Below are 20,581 nucleotides of genomic sequence, written 5' to 3'. Positions count from 1 at the left end.
GCGATCACACCATCGTCAAGGGTTGACCGAAGCCGAGTTCCTTGCGCAGCGTGCCGCAGATCTCGCCGTGGGTGGCGCCGGCCTCGGCCGCCCGGACCACGTGCTCGAACACGTTCTGCTCGCGGTCGTTGGCCGAGCGCGCGAGCGCGGCGATGGCCTTGTCGACCTCGGCATTCGAGCGGTTCTTCTTGTAGGCGCCGAGGCGTTCCACGTAGGCACGCATGCGCTCGGGCGCCGGGTACTCGAGCGAGGGGTAGGTGGCCGGGTCTTCCTCCACCTGGTAGGCGTTGACGCCCACGATGGTCTGCTCGCCCGTGTCGACCCGCTTCTGGAAAGCCAGCGCGGACTCGCCGATCATCTGCTGCACGATGCCCTTCTCGACCGCCTGATACATGCCACCGGCGCCGTCGATCATGTCGATGATGGCGTTGATGCGCTCCTCCATCTGGTCGGTGAGCGACTCGATGTAGTACGAGCCACCCAGCGGGTCGATCACGTCGGTGAGGTGGGCCTCCTCGCGCAGGATGTTCTGCGTGGCCACGGCGATGCGCGCGGCCTCGGTCTTGGGCGTGGACAACACCTCGTCGTAGGCGTCGGTGTGCAGCGACTGAAGGCCACCGAAGATGCCCGCCATGGCCTGCGTGGTGACGCGCGCGATGTTGTTGAGCGGCTGCTGGCGCGTGAGGTCCACGCCCGAGGTCTGGCCGTGGAACTTGAAGCGCCAGGAGCGCGGGTCCTTGGCGCCGAAGCGCTCGCGGCACAGGCGCGCCCAGACGCGGCGGCCGGCGCGGAATTTGGCCACTTCCTCGAAGAAGCTGATCGAGATGTCGAAGAAGAAGGTGAAGCGCGGCAGGAACTGGTCCGGGTCCATGCCGGCGGCGATGCAGTCCTCGGCGTACTGGATGCCCGAGCACAGCGTGAAGGCCATGGCTTCGGCGGGCGTGGCGCCCGCCTGCTGCATGTGCTGGCCGACGATGGACAGCGGGTTCCAGTGGGGCACCTGCGCGTTGCAGAAGCGGATGTGGTCCACGATGACCCGGCGCGCGCCCTGCAGCGCGAGGCGGAAGAACATGTGGTTGGCCACGAAGTGCGAGATGCAGTCGCTCTGATTGGAGGTGCCGGTGATGCGCGTCCACGGAATGCCGCGGCGTCGCGCCACCGCGAGCTCGAAGGCCAGCAGGGTGAACGGCGAGGGGTCGTTCATCGCGGTGGAGATGCTGTCGATGGGCACACCATCGAGCGCGACCTGCATGTCGTCGGCGTTGTTGACCACGGTGCCACAGGTGCCGAGCAACTCGGCCGGCACCTCGTCGGCGTCGTAGCCGCGAAACACCGAGTTGCAGGGAATCAGCGACAGCGCCGAGGCGCCCAGGCCCAGGATCTCCTTGACGCGGACGTTGTAGTCCTCGGGCACGCCCAGGCCGATGAGCTGGCGCTGCGACCAGCTGCGGCCCCGGTACATGGTGGAATAGATGCCGCGCGTGAATGGGTACTGGCCCGGATAGCCCAGACTCTCCGCGTAGGACTCGGCGCGCCGGTCGCTGGGCGTGTACAGCGGCTTGACCGGGATGCCCGAGCGGTTGTGCACGGTGGCATCGCCCGGCACCGCCTTGGCGAACTCATCGGCCCAGCGCTGTTCGCCTTCGGGCACGGACGCGGCGTGCAGGTGCTTGTCGACGGCGTTCATGCTTGCGCTCCTTGCAGTTCGCGGCGCTTGGTCGTGAGCGCCTTCACGTGCTCGACCACTTCGTCCAGCGAGGTGCCCGGGTGGAACACCCGCGCCACGCCGCTCTCGAGCAACACACCTTCGTCCTTGTGCGGCACGATGCCACCGACGATCACCTGCACGTCGCCCAGGCCGGCCTCGCGCAGCGCGGCCATGAGCTGGGGCACGATGAGGTGATCGGTGGCCAGCGAGGAGATGCCGATCACGTCGGCGTCCTCTTCCAACGCCAGCTTCACCACGGTGGGAATTTCCTGCCACGGCGGCGTGTAGATCACTTCCATGCCCGCGTCGCGCAGGCAGGCCGCGATCACGCGGCTGCCACGGTCGTGGCCATCAAATCCGATCTTGGTGACGATCACCCTAGGCGGACGCTTCAACATCCTGCTTCTCCTTGACCAGCCCCACGAATTTCCGCGCCAGGGCGCGTGGGGTATCGCGTCCTTGGGGGTCGAACCAGAAAGGCGCCCAGTTCAGGGCGCCCATGAGCATCAGTCGCATCGAGCGGCGGTCGATGCCGGGCGCCAGCGGCAGGCCAGCAATGGCTTCGCGGAAGTAGCGCTCGTGGTTGCCGCGCAGATCGCGCAGGCGATCGGCGATGCGGGGAATGTCGTCGGGCAGCACGCGGATCAGCACCTGCGCGTAGTCGCTGTCGCGCAGCACGGTCTCCAGGTGGGCGCGGCACAGGGCCTCGAGCCGCTGCCAGGGATCGGCCTCGCGCGCCACGGCGGCGGCGGAAGCGGTTTCCAGCGCCTGCACGCCGGCGGCGTACACGGCCAGCAGCAGCTCGTCCTTCGAAGGGAAGTGGTAGTAGACCGAGCCCGCGAGCATCTTGGCCTCCACCGCGATGTCGCGCATGGACGTGCCCGCGTAGCCATGCAGCGCGAACAACCGCGCGGCTGCGTCGAGCAGATCGGGCAGGCGGTTGTCGGAGCGTGGACCCCGGGAGGTCTTGGTGGCGGCCGGCATATAAAAAGCAATCGTTCGTTAGGTTTAAGTGTGATTCCAGATTTGGCCGGTGTCAACCGGCACCCACCCAGGGTTTTCTTGGATCCGCCGTTCATCGGCTTGTGGGCCGCGCCACCGGCCGGGGTGTCGATGCCGCGTGGGCTGGGCCGTCGTGGTGATGCAATGCCCTATTGCGATCACTCAACACACACAGGAGAACCCCATGCGATTCATCGTGATGGTCAAGGCCACGGCCGACAGCGAAGCGGGCGTGATGCCCACCGAACAGGAGCTGGCCGAGATGGGCCGCTTCAACGAAGAACTGGTGAAGGCCGGCGTGATGGTCTCGGGCGAAGGCCTGCACCCGAGTTCGCAGGGCGCGCGCGTGCGCTTCTCGGGCCAGCAGCGCAGCGTGATCGACGGCCCCTTCGCCGAGACCAAGGAGCTCGTCGCCGGCTTCTGGATCTGGCAGTGCGCCTCGCTGCAGGAAGCCATCGACTGGGTCAAGCGCTGCCCCAACCCCATGCGCAGCGACTCGGAGATCGAAATCCGCCGCGTCTTCGAGGCCGAGGACTTCGGCGAGGCCTTCACGCCCGAGCTGCGTGAACAGGAGGAGCGGCTGCGCGAACAGCTGAGCGCGCAGCACAAGCGCTGAGACAGCGGGTTTCCTTATTGAGGGGGCACCAGCCTTCGGTTCATCGCTTGAATTCTTCAGGCAAGCATCACATGTGATACTGTACATAAATACAGTATCTGGATGCCATGCCCTCCCCCTCGGCCGAGCCTTCGGCCCTCCCCCCGTCCGCGGCGCCCTGGCCGCGCCGCGTGGCCGACGCCCTCTGGCGCGGCCATGAGATCGGCGCGCCGCTGGCGCGCGTGCACCCCTCGGGCTGGGACGCGCTGGACCGCGAGCTGCCCGGCGGCGGCTGGCCCTGCCGCGCGCTCACCGAGGTCTTGCAGGCCCGCGCCGGCGCCCATGAGTGGCGCCTGCTCGCGCCCTGCCTGCCGCGCCTGGCCAGCGCGGGGCGCCGCCTGGCCCTGGTGGGGCCGCCCTGGGTGCCGCATGGGCCGGGGCTGCAGCAGCTGGGACTGCCGGCGCGCCAGCTGATCTGGGTACAAGCCGACAGCGAGGCCGAGCGCCTGTGGGCGAGCGAGCAACTCATCCGCGCCAACGCCTGCGGTGCGCTGCTGGCCTGGCTGCCGCAGGCCAGCCCCGAGGCCTTGCGCCGTCTGCAAGTGAGCGCGCAAGGCAACGACGGCCTGGTGCTGCTGTTCCGCCCGCGGGCCGCGCGGCACCAGGCCTCGCCCGCGCCGCTGCGCCTGCTGGTGCAGCACAGCCCCGACTGGGCCCTGCGCGTGCGCCTGTTCAAGCGCCGCGGCCCGCCGCACGACAGCGAATTGCGCCTGCCCTCGGTGCCGGGCACGCTGGACGCCGTGATCACGCCGCGCCTGCGCGCGCTGGGCCGATGGACCCCTGAAAGCGAGGAGGCCGCCGATGTGGTGGGCCGCACTGATCCTTCCCGAAGCGAGCGGCGACAGCGGCAGCGCGCCTGAAGCGCCAGGACGGCGCCTCGCCGAACTGGGCACCTGGGCCTTGCAATTCACGCCGCGGGTGGCACAGGTCGAGGGCGCCACGCTCATGGAGCTGGAGGCCAGCCAACGCCTGTTCGGCGGCCAGGCGGCGCTGCGCGAGCGCGTGCGCGAGGCGGCCGCGGCCGAGTTCGGCATCCACCGCATCGGCTGGGCCCCCACCGGCCTGGCCGCGCTGGCCTTCGCGCGCGCGGGTGTCGAGGGCATCGACCCCGGTGTGCCGCTGGCGCACGCCCTGGATCGCTTGCCGATGGACACGCTCGGTGCCGTGGCCCCGCACCGCGGCACGCTCGCGCGCCTGGGCTGCCGCACGCTGGGCGACCTGCGCCGCCTGCCGCGCGCGGGCCTGGGCCGGCGCTTCGACGCCGCGCTGCTGGAGGCGCTGGACCAGGCCCATGGCCAACGCCCCGAGACACACGGCTGGCTCGCGCCCCCCGAGACCTTTCGCGCGCGGCTGGAACTGATGTCGCGCGTGGAAGACGCGCCTTCGCTCATGTATGGCGCGCACCGTCTGCTGCTGCGTCTGGGTGGCTGGCTGAGCGCGCGGCACCGCGGCGTCACGGCCTTCGCGCTGCGCTGGGCGCACGACGCCCTGCGCGCGCGCGCCGCGGGCGAAGGCGGCGAACTGGTGTTGCGCACGCGCACGCCCACGCGCCGCGTCGAGCACCTGACGCGCCTGCTCGCCGAGCACCTGGCGCGCACCGAACTGCTGGCCCCGGTGGGTGAGCTGGAACTGGAGGCCCTGGACACGCAGCCGCTGGCGCCGCCCAGCGCCTCGCTCCTGCCCGACGACGGCGCGAGCGACGCCGCGCTGGACGACGCCCTGGAGCGCCTCGCGGCGCGGCTGGGCGCGGCGCGCGTGCTGCGGCCCGTGCCGCTGGACGACCACCGGCTCGAGCACATGCAGCGCTGGCAGCCTGTGGGCGAACCCCTGCCGCGTGCCCGTCCCGCGCCCTGCGCCGCCGACCGAACGCCGCAGCCGAGCTGGGTGCTGCCCCAGCCCTTGCGACTGCCGGTGCGCGATCACCGGCCCGTGTACCGCGAGACGCTGCAACTCATCGCCGGGCCGCACCGCGTGGAAGGCGGCTGGTGGGACCGCGCGCCCGGCGGCGTCCAGCACCGCCACGCGCAGCGCGACTACTTCGTCGCGTTCGACGCTCGGGCGGGCGTGCTCTGGGTGTTCCAGGAACGCCTGGCCGACGAAGGCGGCGCCTGGTACCTGCATGGGGTGTTTGCATGAACACGCCCGCCCTGCCCGCCTACGCCGAGCTGCACTGCCTCAGCAACTTCACCTTTCTGCGCGGCGCCAGCCACCCCAAGGAACTGGTGCGGCGCGCGGCGCAACTGGGCTATGCCGCGCTGGCCATCGCCGACGAATGCTCCATGGCCGGCGTGGTGCGCGCGCATGTGGAGGCCAAGGCGCGCGGCCTGCCACTGATCATCGGCGCGCAGTTCCGCGTGGACGACGCGCCCTTCACACTGGTCGCGCTGGCGCAGAACCGCAACGGCTATGGGAACCTGTGCGAGCTGATCTCGCGGCTGCGCCGCGCCAGCCCGACCAAAGGCGAATACCGCCTTCGCCTGGCCGACATCGACCCCACGGCGCTGGCCGATTGCCTGGTGCTCGCCGCGCCCGAGCGCGGCACGCCGCTGCCGCGCCTGATCGAACTCGCGCGCTGGCTGCTCACCGGCTTCAGCGGGCGCTGCTGGTTCGCGGTCACGCTGCTGCGCCAGCTCGACGACGAGGCCTGGCTCGCGCGCCTGCGCGAAACCGGCGAACTCAGCGCCATCCCGCTCGTGGCCACGGGCGACGTGCTGATGCACCGGCGCTCGCGCCAGGCCCTGCAGGACGTGCTCAGCGCCACGCGTCTGGGCCGCCCGCTCAACGACTGCGGCCGGCAACTGCAGCCCAACGCCGAGCGCCACCTGCGCTCGCGGCTGCGCCTGTCCACCACCTACCCGGCCGATCTGCTGGCCGAGACCTTGCGCGTGGCCGAGCGTTGCGCCTTCTCGCTCGACGAGTTGCGCTACCAGTACCCGGCCGAGGTGGTGCCCCGAGGGCGAACGCCCGCGTCCTACCTGCGCGAACTCACGGAACGGGGCGCGGCGCGGCGCTGGCCCGCGGGCACACCCGACAAGGTGTGCGCGCAGATCGAACACGAACTCGCGCTCATCGCCGAGCTGCGCTACGAGCATTACTTCCTCACCGTGGCCGACATCGTGCGCTTCGCGCGCGGGGAAAAGATCCTGTGCCAGGGCCGCGGCAGCGCGGCCAACTCGGTGGTCTGCTACTGCCTGGGCGTGACCGAGGTCGATCCGCAGCGCCAGACCGTGCTGTTCGAACGCTTCCTCAGCAAGGAGCGCAACGAGCCGCCCGACATCGACATCGACTTCGAGCACGAACGGCGCGAGGAGGTGATCCAGTACCTCTACCGAAAGTACGGCCGCGAGCGCGCCGCGCTCACCGCCACCGTCATCACCTATCACCGGCGCAGCGCCATCCGCGACGTGGGCAAGGCCCTGGGTTTCGACGCCGAGGTCATCGACCGCCTGGCCAAGGAGCAGCAGTGGTTCGACGGCCGAACGCCGTCGGCCGAACGCCTGCTGGCCGTGGGACTGCGGCCCGACGACCTGGCCGTGCGCCAGCTCATCGACCTGGTCGGCGTGCTCACGGGCGAGGCCATCGGCCAACAGGAGGACAAGGCCAGCGACGTGTTCACGGGCTTTCCGCGCCACCTCTCGCAGCACGTGGGCGGCTTCGTGCTCACGCAGGACCCGCTCACGCGCCTGGTGCCGGTGGAGAACGCGGCCATGGAAGGCCGCACCGTGATCGAGTGGGACAAGGACGACCTCGACGCCCTGGGTCTGCTCAAGGTGGACGTGCTCGCGCTGGGCATGCTCACTGCGCTGCGCAAGGCCCTGGTCTCCATCGGCCAGCAACGCGGCCGCCCCTTCGAGCTGCAGGACATCCCCGACGGCGACGATCCCACCTACGACATGATCTGCGAGGCCGACACCATCGGCGTGTTCCAGATCGAATCGCGCGCGCAGCAGAGCATGCTGCCGCGCCTGCGGCCCCGCACCTTCTACGACCTGGTGATTGAGGTCGCGATCGTGCGGCCCGGCCCCATCCAGGGCGGCATGGTGCACCCCTACCTGAACCGGCGGCAGGGGAAAGAGCCGGTGAACTTCGAGAAAGACGAACTCAAACCCGCGCTCGAGCGCACCCTGGGCGTGCCCGTGTTCCAGGAGCAGGTCATGCAGCTGGCCATCATCGCCGCCGGCTTCACACCCGGCGAAGCCGACGAGCTGCGCCGCGCCATGGCCGCGTGGAAGCGCAAGGGTGGCCTGCACAAGTACCACGAGAAGATCGTCAAAGGCATGACCGGCAACGGCTACTCGGCCGAATTCGCCGAGTGCATCTACCAGCAGATCCACGGCTTCTCGGACTACGGCTTTCCCGAGAGCCACGCCGCGAGCTTCGCGCTGCTGGTCTACGCCTCCTGCTGGATCAAATGCCACCACCCGGCCGCCTTCCTGGTCGCGATGCTCAACAGCCAACCGCTGGGCTTCTACACGCCCAGCCAGCTGGTGCAGGACGCGCAGCGCCATGGCGTGGTGGTGCGCCCGGTGGACGTGTGCCACAGCGACCGGGACTGCACGCTGGAAGACCTGCCGCGCGAACCCGCGGTGCGCCTGGGCCTGAACCGCGTGGGCGGCCTGTCGCGCGCGGCGGCGGACCGCATCGCCGCCGCGCGCCGCGACGCGCCTTTCCAGGACGCCGAAGACCTCGCGCGGCGCGCGGGCCTGGACCAGCGCGAGCTGCAGGCCCTGGCCGCGGCCGACGCGCTGATCGGCCTGTCCGGCCACCGGCGCCTGCAGATGTGGGACGCGGCGGCCCTGCGCGCGCCGCCCGCGCTGCTGCGCCAGGCCCCCGTGCACGAGGCGCCCATCGAACTGCCGCCCGCGCCCGAGGGCGAGGCCATCGTCTGGGACTACGCGGCCACGCGCCTGACGCTGCGCCGCCACCCGTTGGCCTTGCTGCGGCCGCAGCTGAGCGCGCGGCGCCTGATGACGGCCGAGGAACTCAAGGCCTTGCCCGACAAACGCTTCGCGCGCGCCTGCGGCATCGTCACCGTGCGCCAGCAGCCGCAGACGGCCAACGGCACCATCTTCGTTTCCCTGGAGGACGAGACCGGCGCGGTGCAGGTGATCGTCTGGCGCCATGTGCGCGAGCGCCAGCGCGCCGAACTGCTGCACGCGCGGCTGCTCGCAGTGCACGGCGTGTGGCAGCGCGAGGGCCCGCTGTGCAACCTGATCGCGGGACGGTTGGAAGACCTCACCCCGTTGCTCGGTCGGCTGGCGACCGAAAGCCGGGATTTCCACTGATTCGCTTTCGGGACCTCGTGTTTGTTGACGCCGTCCCCCTTCTTCTCATGAACGCCCCGTCCACCCAAGGCCCTGACGGCGCGTATGCCCTCGGCGACACGCCGCACGATTGCTTGTTCCCGCGCCCCGCCTGAGCGCCGCGCCTCAGCCCGGCGCCGCCACCGCCGAGCGCCGCATCAGCAGCAGCGCCGTCGTCAGGCAAGCCAAGGCGATCACCGCCGCGCCGGCCAGCGTGACCAGGTGCAGCGACTCCACGAAGGCGCCGCGCGCCAGCGCGGCGAACAGCGGACCGTCCGATCCGCCCAGCGCCTTGGCCGCGTGCAGCGCGCCCGCCAGCGTGTCGCGCGCCGCGTCGGCGGCCGGGGCGGGCAAGGCCGCCGGCATCGCCGCGCCCACGCGCGCCTGGTACCAGGCCACGCCCAGGCTGCCCAGCAAGGCCACGCCCAGCGCGCCACTCAGCTCGGATGCGGTCTCCGACAGCGCCGAGGCCGCGCCCGCGCGCTCGGGCGGGGCCGAGGTGATGATGATCTCGTTGCCCAGCGTGAACACCGGCGCCATGCCCAGGCTCATGATCACCGTGCCCGCCACCAGCCAGGGCAGGCCCGTGCCGGTGTCCACCATCAGCAGCATCAGGAAGCCGATCACCGCCGCCACCTGGCCGCCGACGAGGATGCGCACCGGTGCGAACCAACCCGCCAGGCGCGGCGCGCCCAGCGAACCGACCACGAAGGCCAGCGCCCAGGGCAAGGTCACCAGGCCCGCGCTCAGCGGGTCGAGCGCGCGCACCACCTGCAGGTACTGCGTGATGAAGATGTAGATGCCAAACATGGCCAGGCAGGACAGCGCGTAGGCCGACAGCGCGGCGGCGAAGCGCGGCTGGCGGAACAGCGCGATGTCGAGCAGCGGGTGCGCCAGTCGCGACTGGCGGCGCACGAACACCCAGCCCAGGGCCACGCCCGCCAGCAGTGGCAGCAGCCCGGCCGCCACCAGGCCGTCGGTGGCGATGGTCTTGATGCCGTAGACCGCCGCCAGCACCGCGGCCAAGGACAGCAAGGCGCTCGCCAGATCGAGCGGGCCGGCCTCGGGGTCGCGGAACTCGGGCAGCAGCAGCGGACCCAGCACCAGCAGCAGCACCATCACCGGCACCGCCACCAGAAAGACCGAGCCCCAGTGGAACCACTGCAGCAGCGCGCCGCCCACCAGCGGGCCGATGGCCGCGCCCATGGAGAAGCTCGCGATCCACACCCCGATGGCGAAACGGCGCTGCGCCTCGTCGTGGAACATGTTCCGGATCAGCGACATGGTGGACGGCGCGAGCGTGGCGCCGGCCACGCCCAGCAGGGCGCGCATGGCGATCAGCATCTCGGCGCTGGTCGAATAGGCGGCGATCAGCGAGGCCAGGCCAAAGGCGGCGGCACCGATCAGCAGCAGCTTGCGCCGACCGATGCGGTCGCCCAGGTTGCCCATGGTGATGAGGAAGCCCGCCACCAGGAAACTGTAGATGTCGACCATCCACAGCAGTTGCGCGGCGCTGGGCCGCAGTTCGGCGCTGAGCACGGGCAGCGCGAGATTGAGCACGGTCATGTCCATGGCATAGACCATGCAGGGCAGCGCGATCACCGCCAACCCCAGCCATTCGCGGCTGGTGGCCTCGGCCGGCGCGGATGAAGTGTGTTCAGACATCGAGAATCACCTTGAAGCCCCCATAGATCAAACCCCAGGTCTCGACGACGCGCGTGGCGCCGTACTCCTTGCAGACCGCCGCGGCGTCTTTGCAGTGTTTCAGGTAGGCCTCGCGGTTGGCGGTGGGAACAGGGGCCATGAATCCATCGACGTAGCTCATTTCACTGTCTCCTGGGTGGGTCTGGGAAGGAATTGCAGTTCGAGGTGGCGGCGCAGCACGCGCAGGCACTCAACCGCGGGCTCGATCGACTGCCGGGACTTGACCAGCAGCAGCGAGCCCTGGACCACGGCCTGGATGTACAGCCCCAGGGCCTCGGCGCTCCAGCGCGCGCGCGGCACGTGCTGGCGCTTGGCGGCCGCGATCAGCTCGGTGAGCATGTCCACGTGCACCCCGATGTGGCGGTCGCAGACCTCGCGCAGGACGGGGTGCGTGATGTGCACCTCCTGCACCAGGGTGCCGAGCACGCAGGTGATCTCGGCGATCTCGCCCTGCAGCAGCTCGATACGGAAATCGACGTAGCCCAGCAGGCGCTGCAGGGGGTCGGCCCTGTCCATGTAGCCGGCGTGGCGAAACAGCTCGTCGGCCTCTTCGCCGAAGCGCTGCGCGGCGGCGGCGAACACGTCTTCCTTGGTCTTGAAGTGGTGGAAGAACGCGCCCTTGGTGAGGGCCGTGGCAGCGCACAGCTCGTCCACCGTGGTGGCGGCGTAGCCCTTGGTGCGAACCAGGGTCATGGCCGCTTCGAGCAGTCGGTCGCGGGAGCTGGGCGCGGGAGTGGCCATGGCAATTTCCGGGGGGCTGACGGGAAGGGATCGCAGACTACCGACCAGTTGGTATGTTCGTCAAGCGGCGGGCCGGGGCATCCGGCAAACGGCGAACCTGCCGCGCACAGCGCGCATGGCGGTCCGTCACACCGCGTGCGCGGCCCACAGGGCGCGCACCGCTCGCCGCCATTCGCGCGGCGGCACCGGCGCCTGCGGCGCGTTCACGCGCAGCGCCAGCGCATTGAGCGCGCCATTCATCATGGCCACCGCGAGCTCCAGGCGGCAGTCGAGGCGGATCGCCCCAGCCGCGATCGCGGCCTGCATGCCCTCGGCGAGCGAGGCCTGGCTCAGGCGGTCGTCCAGCGCCTGCCAGCGGGCCCAGCCCAGCACCGTGGGCGCGTCGATCATGAGGATGCGGCGCGCCTCGGGCTCCGAGGTCTTCTCGATCCAGCGGATGGAGCCCTGCACCAGGGCGTCCAGCGGGTCGCGCCGCGCGTCGGCCGCCCGCTCCACGGCAGGCACGATGTCCTCGCACACCGCCAGGCACACCGCCTCGAACAGCGCGGCCTTGTCGGCGAAGTGGTGGTACATCGCGCCGCGCGCCACGCCGGCCTCCTGCAGCACCGCTTCGGTGGCGGTGCCGGCATACCCCTGTTCGCCAAACATGCGGCGCGCCACGGCGATGAGGCGCGCGCGGGTGGCGCTGGCGCGTTCGGCGTTCTTCATGCGTGCTCCTTTTTGATCTTCCCGATCATTGACAGACAGTCTGTCGGTATTTTACATTGAACAAACCGACTGACTGTCTATTTTTAGGAGATTGCCGTGACCCAAACTTCCCGCTACCAGGATCGCTACCCCATCGTCGTGACGCCGGACATTCGCGCCTGCCAAGCCTTCTGGGAGCAGCGCCTGGGCTGGCAATGCGGCTTCGCCAGCAGCTGGTTCGTGTGGCTGTGCGCCGACGACGGCAGCGCCTCGCTGGCCTTCATGGCGCCCGACCACCCCTCGGCCCCGCCCGGGCCCGAACCCTTCGGCGGCCAGGGGCTGTGCTTCGAATTGCAGGTGGCCGACGCGGCCGCCGCGCACGCGGATTTCCTGGCGCGCGGCGGTGTGGCAGGCCTGTCCTTGCGCGACGAGGCCTTCGGCCAGCGCCGCTTCGGCTTTCGCGACCCCTCGGGCCTGTGGGTGGACGTGGTCGAGCAGATCGAGCCGCAGACCGGCTTCTGGGACCGCTACAGGGTCTGAGGCTCAGTCGCCGGTGGGCGAAAGGCGGAACTGCTCCACCACCTTCTGCGTGCCCAGGGTGCGCGCCAGCGCCCCCAGGTTCTTCGCCCGCCTGGTGCGCAGCATCATGCGGTACTCGAAGGCATCGCCCTCTTCCAGCCGATAACTCAGGTTGGCGATGGTGAAGCCGTGCGCCTTGAGCAGCTGGCGCAGGTCGGCTTCGGGCATGGCCTTGAGGCGGTCAAAGCGCACCATGAGCTGGGCGTAGATATGCGTCGGCACCACGCGTTCGACGCGGTGCAGCAGCACCAATGTCGCCAGCGTCAACACCGTGGCGAGCACCGCCGGGAAGTAAAAGCCGATGCCCATGAGCACGCCGATGGAGGCGGTGATCCAGATGGACGCCGCGGTGGTGAGGCCGCGCACCGTGAGGCCCTCCTTGAAGATCACGCCCGCGCCCAGGAAACCGATGCCGGTCATGATGCCCTGCGCCATGCGCGTGGGGTCCATGGTCACGTTGCCCTTGCTGTTCTGCTCGAACCAGACTCCCTGGTACAGCGTCACCAGCATCAGCAGGCTGGAGGCCAGGCACACCAGGGTGTGGGTGCGAAAGCCCGCGGGCCGGCCATGGAAACTGCGCTCCAGGCCGATCAGGCCGCCGGCCACCATGGCAAAGAGCAGGTGCCGCGCGATTTCCTTGTAGAGCGCCAGGGTCTCGGGATCGGGCAGGTTCAACGGGTCCATCGCGGTTCCTCCTGCCCCATGCTACGCCGAGGCCCGCCTTGCTCCGCGGCGTGAAATCCCTTAGCGCAGCGGGCTCACCCTTTGCCCAGGGGGGGTCGCCCGAAGAGGCTGGACGCGTTGCTGATCGGCCCCAACTCGGCGGCCGCGGCCAGCAGCGAGGGCGCCAGTTCCTGCATGCGCGCCACGCCCAGGCGCGTGCGCGGCCCCGCGATGCTGATGACGCCAATGGCCTCGTGGCGACGCATCACTGGCGCTGCCATCGCGCTCATGCCAGGCGCGAACACCTCGTCGATCATGGCGTAGCCCCGCACGCGGGCCGCGTGCAGGAAGCCCAGCATCGCCTTGACCGTGGTCGGCGCCTTGGGGCCGTAGTCCTTGGGTTGCCCGAAGCCCTGTCGCGTCACCAGCTCCAGCGCTCGCTCGTCGCTGAGCGTGTGCAGCCAGGCATGGCCCGAGGCCGAGCAAGACAGCCACACGTCCGCGCCCATGTCGGGGTCGTACCGCACGCCTTGCTGGCGCACGCCCTGGGCCTTGGCCACGAAGGTCAGGCGGTCGTCGTCCACCAGGGACAGGCGCACCAGCTCGCCCGACTGCTGCGCCAGCCGCTCCAGCAAGGGCCCGGCGATATCGACGATGCCGCCGTGGCTGAGGTAGCCCAGGCCAATGGAGACCACCTTGGTGGTGAGCTGGTAGTCGCCCTGCTTGCGCTTCTGGCGCACATAGCCGCGCTGCTGCAGATCGGCCAGCAGGCGGTGGCAGGCGCTCAGCGGAATGTCCAGCTCCTCGGCCATGAGGGCCAGGGGCAGGCCGTCGGGGTGGCGCGACAGGTGCTCGAGCAGCGAGAGGCCGCGGTCCAGGGCAAGGTTCATGTCTCGAGAGTTTTGTGATGCGGAAGCTGTTTCCAGCCTGGAAAGTGTTTCCTGTGGCGGCACAAAAATCGCCTCACCGCCAAGCGACAACAGGAGACGACTGTAGGCCAGGCGCCCTTTCCGGCCAAGCCCGCCGCCGCATTCCCGCCCCACCATGACCGCCACCGTCCACATCCTCAACGGCCCCAACCTGAACCTGCTGGGCGTGCGCGAGCCGCACCTCTACGGCCACACCACCCTGGCCCAGGTGCAGGACCGATGCCTGGCCTTGTCCGCCGAACTCGGCCTGCGCTGCGCGTTCCGCCAGTCCAACCACGAGGGCGTGCTCGTGGACTGGGTTCAGGAAGCGCGCGCCGAGGGGGCGGCCGTGATCATCAACCCGGCCGGCTTGTCCTTCCGCTCCATTCCGCTGCTGGACGCGCTCAAGATGCTCGAGCAGCCCGTGATCGAGGTCCACCTCACCAACATCCACCGCCGCGAGGCGCCGTACAGAGACTCGCTCACCTCGCTGGCCAGCACCGGCGTGATCTGCGGGCTGGGGCCCATGGGCTACGAGCTCGCGCTGCACGCGGTCGCGCAGCGGCTGCGCGAGACCACCACCTGACGCGCTTTCCTTCACAACAACCGCCATTCCCTGGAGACAAGCACCATGAACCGCACCATCGATCGTCGCTCCCTCCTCTGCGCCGGCGCCGGCCTGGCCGCCGGGGCGCTGCTGCCCGGGCGGGCCCGCGCCCAGACCAAGCTGCGTTTCGCCGCGGTGTTCTCGGACACCGACATCCGCGCCGAGATGATCAAGCGCCTGGGCGCCGACATCGCGCCCGATCACAGCATCGAAGCCCACCTCAACTCCACGCTGTTTCGCCAGGGCACCGAGCTGGTGGCCCTGCAGCGCGACAACCTGGAGATGGGCAACATCGCGCCGCAGGACATCTCCAAGCAGGTGCCGGCCTGGTCGGTTCTGACCTCGGCCTACCTGTTCCGCGACGCCAACCACCTCAACGCCTTCTTCGCCAGTGAACTGGGCGCGCAGATGAAGAAGCAGGTGGAGGACCAGCTCAAGGTGAAGATCCTGGGCCCCACCTTCTTCGGCACGCGCCATGTGGGCCTGCGAGGCAAGAAGAAGGTCAATGTGCCGGCCGACCTGGCCGGCGTGAAGCTGCGCATGCCCGCGGGCGACGCTTGGCAGCTGCTGGGCCGATCGCTCGGCGCCAACCCCACGCCGCTGGCCTACGCCGAGACCTACACCGGCCTGCAGACCGGCACCGTGGACGGCCAGGACAACCCGCTGCCCAATGTGCAGAACATGAAGTTCTACGAGGTCATGGGCCAGATCGTGCTGACCTCGCACCTGGTGGCCTTCGACCTGCTCACCATGAATCTCAAGGCCTGGCAGGCCATGGCGGCGGACAAGCAGAAAGCCTTCCAGGCGGCGGTCGACAAGGCCATCACCTGGAGCGCCAACGAGCACGTCAAGCGCGAGGCGGAGCTGGCCGAGGGCTTCAAGCGCCAGGGGCTGGACGTGTACGTGCCCAACATCAACGCGTTCCGCGAGCACGCGCAGAAGATCTACCTGGCCTCCGACGAAGCGAAGGCCTGGGCCCCGGGGATCATCGACAAGATCGCCGCGATCAAGTGATGCGCCTGCTCGCGCGGGCGGCCGAGGCCGTGGCCGCCCTCCTTCTCGGCGTGATCTTCCTCGCCTTCATCCTGCAGATCGCGCTGCGCTACCTGTTCGATCTGCCGGTGGGCTGGACGGCCGAGATTTCGCTCGTCGCCTGGCTCTGGCTGATCCTGTGGGGCGCCGCCTTCGTGCTGCGCGACGAGGAGGAGATTCGCATCGACCTCCTCAAGGCGCTGTTCGGCCCGCGCGGGCAACGCGTGCTGGCCTCCATCGGCTCCATCGCCACCGTCGCGCTGTTCGCACTGGCCATGCCCGCCACCTGGGACTACGTGAGCTTCATGAAGGTGGAGAGCAGCTCGTACATGAAGATCCGCTTCGACTGGCTGTACTCGATCTACCTCGTGTTCGCCGCCGCCGTCATCGCGCGCCACCTGTGGCTGATCGTGAACGCCCTGCGCGGACGCTCGTCGGCCGACTCCACGCACATAGGTTCCCTGTGAATCCGACGAGTCCGTTCTCATTGGCCGTGGCGGCCATCGTCCTGCTGAGTCTGATGGGCGTGCCGATCGGCCAGGCCATGATCGGCGCGTCCATCCTGTACCTATGGCTCAAGGGCATGGACATGGGCAGCGCGGCCGAGCAGCTGCTCAACAGCACCTACTCCAGCTACCTGCTGCTGGCCATTCCGCTGTTCATCCTGGCCGCCAGCTTCATGAGCTCGGGCAGCGTGCTCGATCGGCTGCTGCGCTGGTGCAACGCGCTGGTGGGCCGCTTTCCCGGCGGCCTGGCCCAGGTCAACGTGCTGCAGAGCGTGGTGTTCGCCAGCATGTCGGGCTCGGCCCTGGCCGACGCCGCCGGCTCGGGCAAGCTGATGCAGGCCATGATGACGCGCGATGGCCGCTACCCGCCCGCCTTCGCGGCCGCGCTCACCGCCGTCTCGGCGGTCATCGGGCCCATCCTGCCGCCGTCGATTCCGCTGGTGTTGTACGCGCTGGTCTCGGGCACCTCCATCGGCTACCTCTTCCTGGCCGGCGTGCTGCCCGGGCTCTTGTTGGGTGCGGTGCAGATGGCGCTGATCCACTACCTGGCCAAGCGCCACCGCTTCCCGGTGGAAGACCCGGTGCCGATGCGCGAGCTGCCGGGCATCACACGCGAAGCCCTGCCCGCGCTGATGATGCCCGTGCTGCTGCTGGGTTGCCTCTACAGCGGCATCACCACGCCCACCGAAGCCGCCGGCGTGGCCGCCGCCTACGCCCTGCTCATCTCGGCCTTCTACTACCGCAGCCTGGGCCTGCGCGACGTCTACCAGTCGCTGCAGCAGAGCGCGCGCACCAGCGTCTCCATCGGCATCCTCATCGCGGGCGCCACGGTGTTCAACTTCGTCATCACCTCGGAGAACATCCCCGCCTCGCTGAGCGCGATGATGCGCGGTCTGGAGCTTTCGCCCTTCACCTTCCTGCTGCTCGCCAACCTGTTGCTGCTGGTGCTGGGCGCCTTCCTCGAAGGCTCGACCATCATCCTGGTGATCCTGCCGGTGTTGCTGCCCACGGCGGTGGCGCTGGGCGTGGACCCGGTGCACTTCGGCGTGGTGGCCGTGCTCAACATCATGATCGGCCTGGTCACGCCGCCGTATGGCCTGCTGTTGTTCATGATGACGAAGATCGCCGACGTTTCGCTGGGGGCGCTGGTGCGCGCCACCCTGCCCTTCCTGGGCGTGATGATGATCGCGCTGGCCATCACCACCTTCTGGCCCGACTTCGTGCTCTTCCTGCCGCGCCTGGCGGGCTACACGGGTTGATGTCCGGGGACGCCGCGGCATGGACACGCCCCGCATCGACGGCCACACCCGGGTGATCGCCCACCTGGGCCATCCCACGCACAGCTTCAGGGCGCCGCTGATCTACAACCCCTGGTTCGCGGCCAGCGGCACCAACGCCGTGGTCGTGCCCCTCGATTGCCCCGCCGGTGCGCTGGAGACCTTGCTGCCGCCGCTGATGGCGGCACCCAATGTGCTGGGTGCGCTGATCACCATGCCGCACAAGCGGGGCGTGGTGGCGCTGCTCGACGAGGTGTCGCGCACCGCGCGGGTGGCCGGCGCCTGCAACGCCGTCAAGCGAACGGCCGACGGCCGCCTGATCGGCGACATGTTCGACGGGGAGGGCTTCGTGCGCGGCGTGCAGGGCAAGGGCCTGGTGCTGAGCGGCGCGAGCGCGCTGGTGGTGGGCAGTGGAGGTGTGGGCTCGGCCATTGCCGCGTCACTCGCGGCGGCGGGCGCAACCCGCCTGGCGCTGTTCGACACCAACGGCGCGGCCAGCGCGGCCCTGCGCGAACGCCTGTTGGCGGCCTACCCCGCGCTGGAGGTGCGCACCGGCGCACGCGATCCGGCGGGGTTCGACCTCGTGGTCAACGCCACGCCGCTGGGCATGGAGCCGGGCGACCCGCTGCCCCTGGACGTGGACCGCCTGGAGCCGCGCAGTCTGGTCGGTGAGGTGGTGATGCGCGAACGCGTCACGGCCTTCCTGTCGGCCGCCCAGGCGCGCGGCTGCCGCGTGCAGGTGGGCACCGACATGCTGTTCGAGCAAATCCCCGCCTACCTCGAATTCTTCGGTCTTCCCGTGGCCACGCCCGGGCGCCTGCGTGAGCTTGCGGCGCTCGACAGGCCACCCGCCGCCCCCTGAGCGACGCCGCCACCGCGCGCGAGCGGAACGCGCTGAGGCACCGCCAGCGGCCCCACCACTCCGGCGATCCACTGCATGAACACCTGAACGCGCCGCGGCAGGTGCCGCCGGTGCGCGTACAGCAGGTTCACCGGCAGTGGCGCGGGCCGGTGGCGCGGCAGCAGTTCCACCAGCTCGCCGGCGCGCAGGCGCTCGGCCACGCCCCAGCGCGGCACCTGCACGATGCCCAGGCCCGCGAGGCAGGCACCCATGTAGGCCTCGGAGTTGTCCACGGTGAGCGCGCCCGCCATGGCGACGCGGCGCGCCTGACCGCCGGCGTCGAGGTACTCGAAACCCGGCGAGCGCGCGCCCAGCGAGCCCACGTAGTGCACCAGCCGGTGCGCCGCGAGTTGTTCCAGCCGCGTGGGCTTGCCGTGCGCGCGCACATAGGCCGCGCTCGCCACATTGACCAGCTCGCAGCCGCCGAGGGGGCGCGCCACCAGACTGGAATCCCCGGGCGGCCCGACGCGCAGCACGCAGTCGAAGCCTTCGCGCACCAAGTCCACGCGGCGATCGGTGCTGCTCAGCTCCAGCTCGAGCCCCGGGTGCGCGGCCAGGAACTCGGGCAAGCGCGGCAACACCATCTGGCGCGCCACGCCCAGCGGCATGTCCACGCGCAGGCGGCCCCGCAGCACGGCGCCTTCGGGCTGGAACAGGGTGCGCAGGTCCTCCACGTCGTCCAGCAGGTCGCGGCAACGCTCGAGAAACAGCTGGCCGTCCTGCGTGACCGTCACGCGCCGCGTGGTCCGTTGCAGCAACCGCGTGCCCAGCATCGCCTCGAGCCGCTGTACAGCGGAGGACACGCTGGCCTTGGGCAAGCCCAGGCCTGCGGCCGCCTGAGTGAAGCTGCCCAGCTCGGCCACGCGGGCGTAGATCTTCATGGCGTCCAGGGTGTTCACGGGCTTATTTGTTCTGGAATTCCGAACAGATTGAACGGATTCACTCAGTTTATCCAAATCAATCTGATCAATAGACTGGCCGCGTCCCCCTTGTCCTCAGGAGCCCACCATGAACACACCGATCCCGAACCCCATTGCCGTGATCACCGGCGGCAGCCGCGGCCTGGGCCGCAACACCGCGCTCAAGCTCGCCGCGCGCGGGGTTGACGTGGTCCTAACCTACCGCAGCCGCGCCGATGAGGCGAAGGCCGTTCTCGCCGAGATCAAGCGCCTGGGCGCGCGCGCTGTGGCGCTGCCGCTGGACGTGGGCGACAGCCGCGGCTTTCCCGCCTTCGCGCGGGCGGTGCGCGAGCAGCTGACCAGCGTCTGGGGGCGCGAGCGCTTCGACTACCTGGTGAACAACGCCGGCATCGGCATCCACGCGCCCTTCGCCGAGACCACCGAGGCGCAGTTCGACGAGCTGATGAACATCCACCTCAAGGGCAGCTTCTTCCTGACGCAGGCGCTGCTGCCCCTGATCGCCGACGGCGGGCGCATCGTCAACCTCTCCAGCGGGCTGGCGCGCTTTGCGTTGCCGGGCCACGCGGCCTACGCCGCCATGAAGGGCGGCGTCGAGGTGCTGACGCGCTACCTGGCGAAAGAACTCGGGCCACGCGGCATCGCGGTGAACGTGGTGGCGCCGGGCGCCATCGAGACCGACTTCGGCGGCGGCGCGGTGCGCGACAACGCGGACCTCAACCAGTTCATCGCCGCGCAGACCGCGCTGGGCCGCGTGGGCCAGGCCGACGACATCGGCGACGCGATTTCCACGCTGCTGCTGCCGCAGAACCGGTGGATCAACGCCCAGCGCATCGAAGTCTCGGGCGGCATGCTTCTTTGAACCGGCACCCGGGCGCGGGGCCTCACTCACTGGGGATCTCGGGCTCCACCAGTTTGGCCAGCTGTTCCAGCGACTCCTGCCAGCCCAGGTAGCACATCTCGGCGGGAATCGCCTCGGGAATGCCCTCCTGCACCACCTGGAGCTCGGTGCCGCAGACCACGGCCTTGAGGGTGACGCTCACCGTCATGGTGCCGGGCAGGTTCGGGTCGTCGAAGCTGTCGGTGTAGCGCAGGCGCTCGCCCGGCACGAACTCCAGGTACTCGCCACCGAAGCTGTGCGATTGGCCGGTGCCGAAATTGGTGAAGGACATGCGGTGCTTGCCGCCCAGTCGAGCGTCCATTTGCTGCACCGCAGCGGTGAAACCGTAGGGCGGCAGCCAGCGGCACATGGCGGCGGGTTCGGTGAAGGCACGGAAGACCCGTTGCGGCGGGGCCTTGAGGACGCGGTGGAGGCGGACGGTTCCGGTGGGCATGTAAGACTCCTTTAAGACAAGCAACCAAATCATGACGGCCACTCGGCCGACACACCA

At 69.8% G+C, this 20,581-nt stretch carries 22 protein-coding genes; 11 read left to right on the top strand and 11 right to left on the bottom strand.

Annotated features, from left to right (window positions below; genetic code table 11):
• Positions 1-4 precede the first annotated feature (4 nt).
• From SOM08_RS03590 to SOM08_RS03580, 3 genes are read right to left on the bottom strand one after another with little or no spacing between them, the layout of a single operon-like run.
• Positions 5-1,687, bottom strand: a complete 1,683-nt coding sequence (locus SOM08_RS03590) for an acyl-CoA mutase large subunit family protein (protein ID WP_116958814.1) — start codon at positions 1,685-1,687, stop codon at positions 5-7.
• On the bottom strand, positions 1,684-2,085 hold the full coding sequence (locus SOM08_RS03585; protein ID WP_322470074.1) for a cobalamin B12-binding domain-containing protein: 402 nt from the start codon (positions 2,083-2,085) through the stop codon (positions 1,684-1,686). The genes SOM08_RS03590 and SOM08_RS03585 overlap by 4 nt, the downstream gene beginning before the upstream one ends.
• Before the next feature lies 1 nt (position 2,086).
• Positions 2,087-2,692, bottom strand: coding sequence for a TetR/AcrR family transcriptional regulator (locus SOM08_RS03580; RefSeq protein WP_116958813.1), 606 nt, complete (start codon positions 2,690-2,692; stop codon positions 2,087-2,089).
• Between the two features lie 202 nt (positions 2,693-2,894).
• Here SOM08_RS03580 and SOM08_RS03575 point away from each other — a divergent pair, with 202 nt between their 5' ends.
• From SOM08_RS03575 to SOM08_RS03560, 4 genes are all read left to right on the top strand, one after another.
• Entirely contained in the window at positions 2,895-3,326 is a 432-nt protein-coding gene (locus SOM08_RS03575) for a YciI family protein (RefSeq protein WP_116958812.1), read from the top strand.
• Positions 3,327-3,433: 107 nt separating this feature from the next.
• On the top strand, positions 3,434-4,225 hold the full coding sequence (imuA, locus tag SOM08_RS03570; protein WP_322470073.1) for a translesion DNA synthesis-associated protein ImuA: 792 nt from the start codon (positions 3,434-3,436) through the stop codon (positions 4,223-4,225).
• Positions 4,167-5,501 (top strand): Y-family DNA polymerase, encoded by a 1,335-nt coding sequence (locus SOM08_RS03565; protein WP_116958810.1) that lies wholly within the window; start codon positions 4,167-4,169, stop codon positions 5,499-5,501. The genes imuA and SOM08_RS03565 overlap by 59 nt, the downstream gene beginning before the upstream one ends.
• Entirely contained in the window at positions 5,498-8,650 is a 3,153-nt protein-coding gene (locus SOM08_RS03560) for an error-prone DNA polymerase (RefSeq protein WP_322470072.1), read from the top strand. The genes SOM08_RS03565 and SOM08_RS03560 overlap by 4 nt, the downstream gene beginning before the upstream one ends.
• Positions 8,651-8,794: 144 nt before the next feature.
• Here SOM08_RS03560 and SOM08_RS03555 read toward each other — a convergent pair whose 3' ends face one another.
• The 4 genes from SOM08_RS03555 to SOM08_RS03540 form a co-directional block, all read right to left on the bottom strand.
• Complete coding sequence (locus tag SOM08_RS03555) at positions 8,795-10,333, bottom strand: MFS transporter (RefSeq protein WP_116958808.1); 1,539 nt, start codon at positions 10,331-10,333, stop codon at positions 8,795-8,797.
• Positions 10,326-10,493 carry a DUF1428 family protein gene (locus SOM08_RS03550; RefSeq protein WP_322470071.1) on the bottom strand — a complete coding sequence of 56 codons (168 nt, stop codon included), beginning with the start codon at positions 10,491-10,493 and terminating at the stop codon, positions 10,326-10,328. Before SOM08_RS03550 ends, SOM08_RS03555 begins: the two co-directional genes overlap by 8 nt.
• Positions 10,490-11,113, bottom strand: a complete 624-nt coding sequence (locus SOM08_RS03545; protein WP_116958807.1) for a TetR/AcrR family transcriptional regulator — start codon at positions 11,111-11,113, stop codon at positions 10,490-10,492. The genes SOM08_RS03550 and SOM08_RS03545 overlap by 4 nt, the downstream gene beginning before the upstream one ends.
• 126 nt (positions 11,114-11,239) lie before the next feature.
• A complete protein-coding gene (locus SOM08_RS03540) occupies positions 11,240-11,821 on the bottom strand; it encodes a TetR/AcrR family transcriptional regulator (protein ID WP_116958806.1) in 582 nt (193 codons plus the stop codon).
• Between the two features lie 96 nt (positions 11,822-11,917).
• On the opposite strand from SOM08_RS03540, the gene SOM08_RS03535 reads away from it, so the two are divergent.
• Positions 11,918-12,340, top strand: coding sequence for a VOC family protein (locus tag SOM08_RS03535; RefSeq protein ID WP_116958805.1), 423 nt, complete (start codon positions 11,918-11,920; stop codon positions 12,338-12,340).
• A gap of 3 nt (positions 12,341-12,343) precedes the next feature.
• Here the strand turns inward: SOM08_RS03535 and SOM08_RS03530 are convergent, their stop codons facing one another.
• Together SOM08_RS03530 and SOM08_RS03525 are read right to left on the bottom strand one after the other, a co-directional pair.
• On the bottom strand, positions 12,344-13,063 hold the full coding sequence (locus SOM08_RS03530) for an MgtC/SapB family protein (RefSeq protein ID WP_116958804.1): 720 nt from the start codon (positions 13,061-13,063) through the stop codon (positions 12,344-12,346).
• 74 nt (positions 13,064-13,137) lie between these two features.
• The gene (locus SOM08_RS03525) at positions 13,138-13,932 is read right to left on the bottom strand and encodes an IclR family transcriptional regulator (protein WP_070401054.1); all 795 of its coding nucleotides are present in this window, start codon (positions 13,930-13,932) and stop codon (positions 13,138-13,140) included.
• A gap of 154 nt (positions 13,933-14,086) precedes the next feature.
• Here SOM08_RS03525 and SOM08_RS03520 point away from each other — a divergent pair, with 154 nt between their 5' ends.
• Genes SOM08_RS03520 through SOM08_RS03500 form a run of 5 tightly spaced genes read left to right on the top strand, consistent with a single transcriptional unit; the run spans position 14,087 to position 18,234 of the window.
• Positions 14,087-14,536, top strand: coding sequence for a type II 3-dehydroquinate dehydratase (locus SOM08_RS03520; protein ID WP_322470070.1), 450 nt, complete (start codon positions 14,087-14,089; stop codon positions 14,534-14,536).
• 45 nt (positions 14,537-14,581) lie between these two features.
• On the top strand, positions 14,582-15,571 hold the full coding sequence (gene dctP / locus SOM08_RS03515) for a TRAP transporter substrate-binding protein DctP (protein ID WP_322470069.1): 990 nt from the start codon (positions 14,582-14,584) through the stop codon (positions 15,569-15,571).
• The gene (locus SOM08_RS03510; protein ID WP_322470068.1) at positions 15,571-16,056 is read left to right on the top strand and encodes a TRAP transporter small permease; all 486 of its coding nucleotides are present in this window, start codon (positions 15,571-15,573) and stop codon (positions 16,054-16,056) included. Before dctP ends, SOM08_RS03510 begins: the two co-directional genes overlap by 1 nt.
• Positions 16,053-17,354, top strand: a complete 1,302-nt coding sequence (locus SOM08_RS03505) for a TRAP transporter large permease (RefSeq protein WP_322470067.1) — start codon at positions 16,053-16,055, stop codon at positions 17,352-17,354. Before SOM08_RS03510 ends, SOM08_RS03505 begins: the two co-directional genes overlap by 4 nt.
• A 19-nt stretch (positions 17,355-17,373) precedes the next feature.
• On the top strand, positions 17,374-18,234 hold the full coding sequence (locus SOM08_RS03500) for a shikimate dehydrogenase (protein ID WP_322470066.1): 861 nt from the start codon (positions 17,374-17,376) through the stop codon (positions 18,232-18,234).
• Here the strand turns inward: SOM08_RS03500 and SOM08_RS03495 are convergent.
• Positions 18,147-19,172 (bottom strand): LysR family transcriptional regulator, encoded by a 1,026-nt coding sequence (locus SOM08_RS03495; RefSeq protein ID WP_322470065.1) that lies wholly within the window; start codon positions 19,170-19,172, stop codon positions 18,147-18,149. The genes SOM08_RS03500 and SOM08_RS03495 overlap by 88 nt on opposite strands.
• A 109-nt stretch (positions 19,173-19,281) precedes the next feature.
• Between SOM08_RS03495 and SOM08_RS03490 the strand changes: the two genes are divergently transcribed.
• Entirely contained in the window at positions 19,282-20,052 is a 771-nt protein-coding gene (locus tag SOM08_RS03490; protein WP_322470064.1) for an SDR family NAD(P)-dependent oxidoreductase, read from the top strand.
• 22 nt (positions 20,053-20,074) lie between these two features.
• Here SOM08_RS03490 and SOM08_RS03485 read toward each other — a convergent pair whose 3' ends face one another.
• Complete coding sequence (locus SOM08_RS03485; RefSeq protein WP_116958790.1) at positions 20,075-20,524, bottom strand: SRPBCC family protein; 450 nt, start codon at positions 20,522-20,524, stop codon at positions 20,075-20,077.
• Between the last annotated feature and the right edge of the window lie 57 nt (positions 20,525-20,581).

It is taken from the genome of Hydrogenophaga sp. SNF1 (genome assembly GCF_034421675.1).
In the GTDB taxonomy this organism is placed as follows: domain Bacteria; phylum Pseudomonadota; class Gammaproteobacteria; order Burkholderiales; family Burkholderiaceae_C; genus Hydrogenophaga; species Hydrogenophaga borbori.
This window is presented reverse-complemented; position numbering and strand designations above follow the sequence as displayed.

Bases quoted from the DNA above. Each gene is read 5' to 3' on its own strand.
- SOM08_RS03590 (WP_116958814.1), bottom strand. From the start codon at position 1,687: ATGAACGCCGTCGACAAGCACCTGCACGCCGCGTCCGTGCCCGAAGGC.
- SOM08_RS03580 (WP_116958813.1), bottom strand. From the start codon at position 2,692: ATGCCGGCCGCCACCAAGACCTCCCGGGGTCCACGCTCCGACAACCGC.
- SOM08_RS03575 (WP_116958812.1), top strand. From the start codon at position 2,895: ATGCGATTCATCGTGATGGTCAAGGCCACGGCCGACAGCGAAGCGGGC.
- imuA (WP_322470073.1), top strand. From the start codon at position 3,434: ATGCCCTCCCCCTCGGCCGAGCCTTCGGCCCTCCCCCCGTCCGCGGCG.
- SOM08_RS03565 (WP_116958810.1), top strand. From the start codon at position 4,167: ATGTGGTGGGCCGCACTGATCCTTCCCGAAGCGAGCGGCGACAGCGGC.
- SOM08_RS03560 (WP_322470072.1), top strand. From the start codon at position 5,498: ATGAACACGCCCGCCCTGCCCGCCTACGCCGAGCTGCACTGCCTCAGC.
- SOM08_RS03555 (WP_116958808.1), bottom strand. From the start codon at position 10,333: ATGTCTGAACACACTTCATCCGCGCCGGCCGAGGCCACCAGCCGCGAA.
- SOM08_RS03550 (WP_322470071.1), bottom strand. From the start codon at position 10,493: ATGAGCTACGTCGATGGATTCATGGCCCCTGTTCCCACCGCCAACCGC.
- SOM08_RS03545 (WP_116958807.1), bottom strand. From the start codon at position 11,113: ATGGCCACTCCCGCGCCCAGCTCCCGCGACCGACTGCTCGAAGCGGCC.
- SOM08_RS03540 (WP_116958806.1), bottom strand. From the start codon at position 11,821: ATGAAGAACGCCGAACGCGCCAGCGCCACCCGCGCGCGCCTCATCGCC.
- SOM08_RS03530 (WP_116958804.1), bottom strand. From the start codon at position 13,063: ATGGACCCGTTGAACCTGCCCGATCCCGAGACCCTGGCGCTCTACAAG.
- SOM08_RS03525 (WP_070401054.1), bottom strand. From the start codon at position 13,932: ATGAACCTTGCCCTGGACCGCGGCCTCTCGCTGCTCGAGCACCTGTCG.
- SOM08_RS03520 (WP_322470070.1), top strand. From the start codon at position 14,087: ATGACCGCCACCGTCCACATCCTCAACGGCCCCAACCTGAACCTGCTG.
- dctP (WP_322470069.1), top strand. From the start codon at position 14,582: ATGAACCGCACCATCGATCGTCGCTCCCTCCTCTGCGCCGGCGCCGGC.
- SOM08_RS03510 (WP_322470068.1), top strand. From the start codon at position 15,571: ATGCGCCTGCTCGCGCGGGCGGCCGAGGCCGTGGCCGCCCTCCTTCTC.
- SOM08_RS03500 (WP_322470066.1), top strand. From the start codon at position 17,374: ATGGACACGCCCCGCATCGACGGCCACACCCGGGTGATCGCCCACCTG.
- SOM08_RS03490 (WP_322470064.1), top strand. From the start codon at position 19,282: ATGAACACACCGATCCCGAACCCCATTGCCGTGATCACCGGCGGCAGC.
- SOM08_RS03485 (WP_116958790.1), bottom strand. From the start codon at position 20,524: ATGCCCACCGGAACCGTCCGCCTCCACCGCGTCCTCAAGGCCCCGCCG.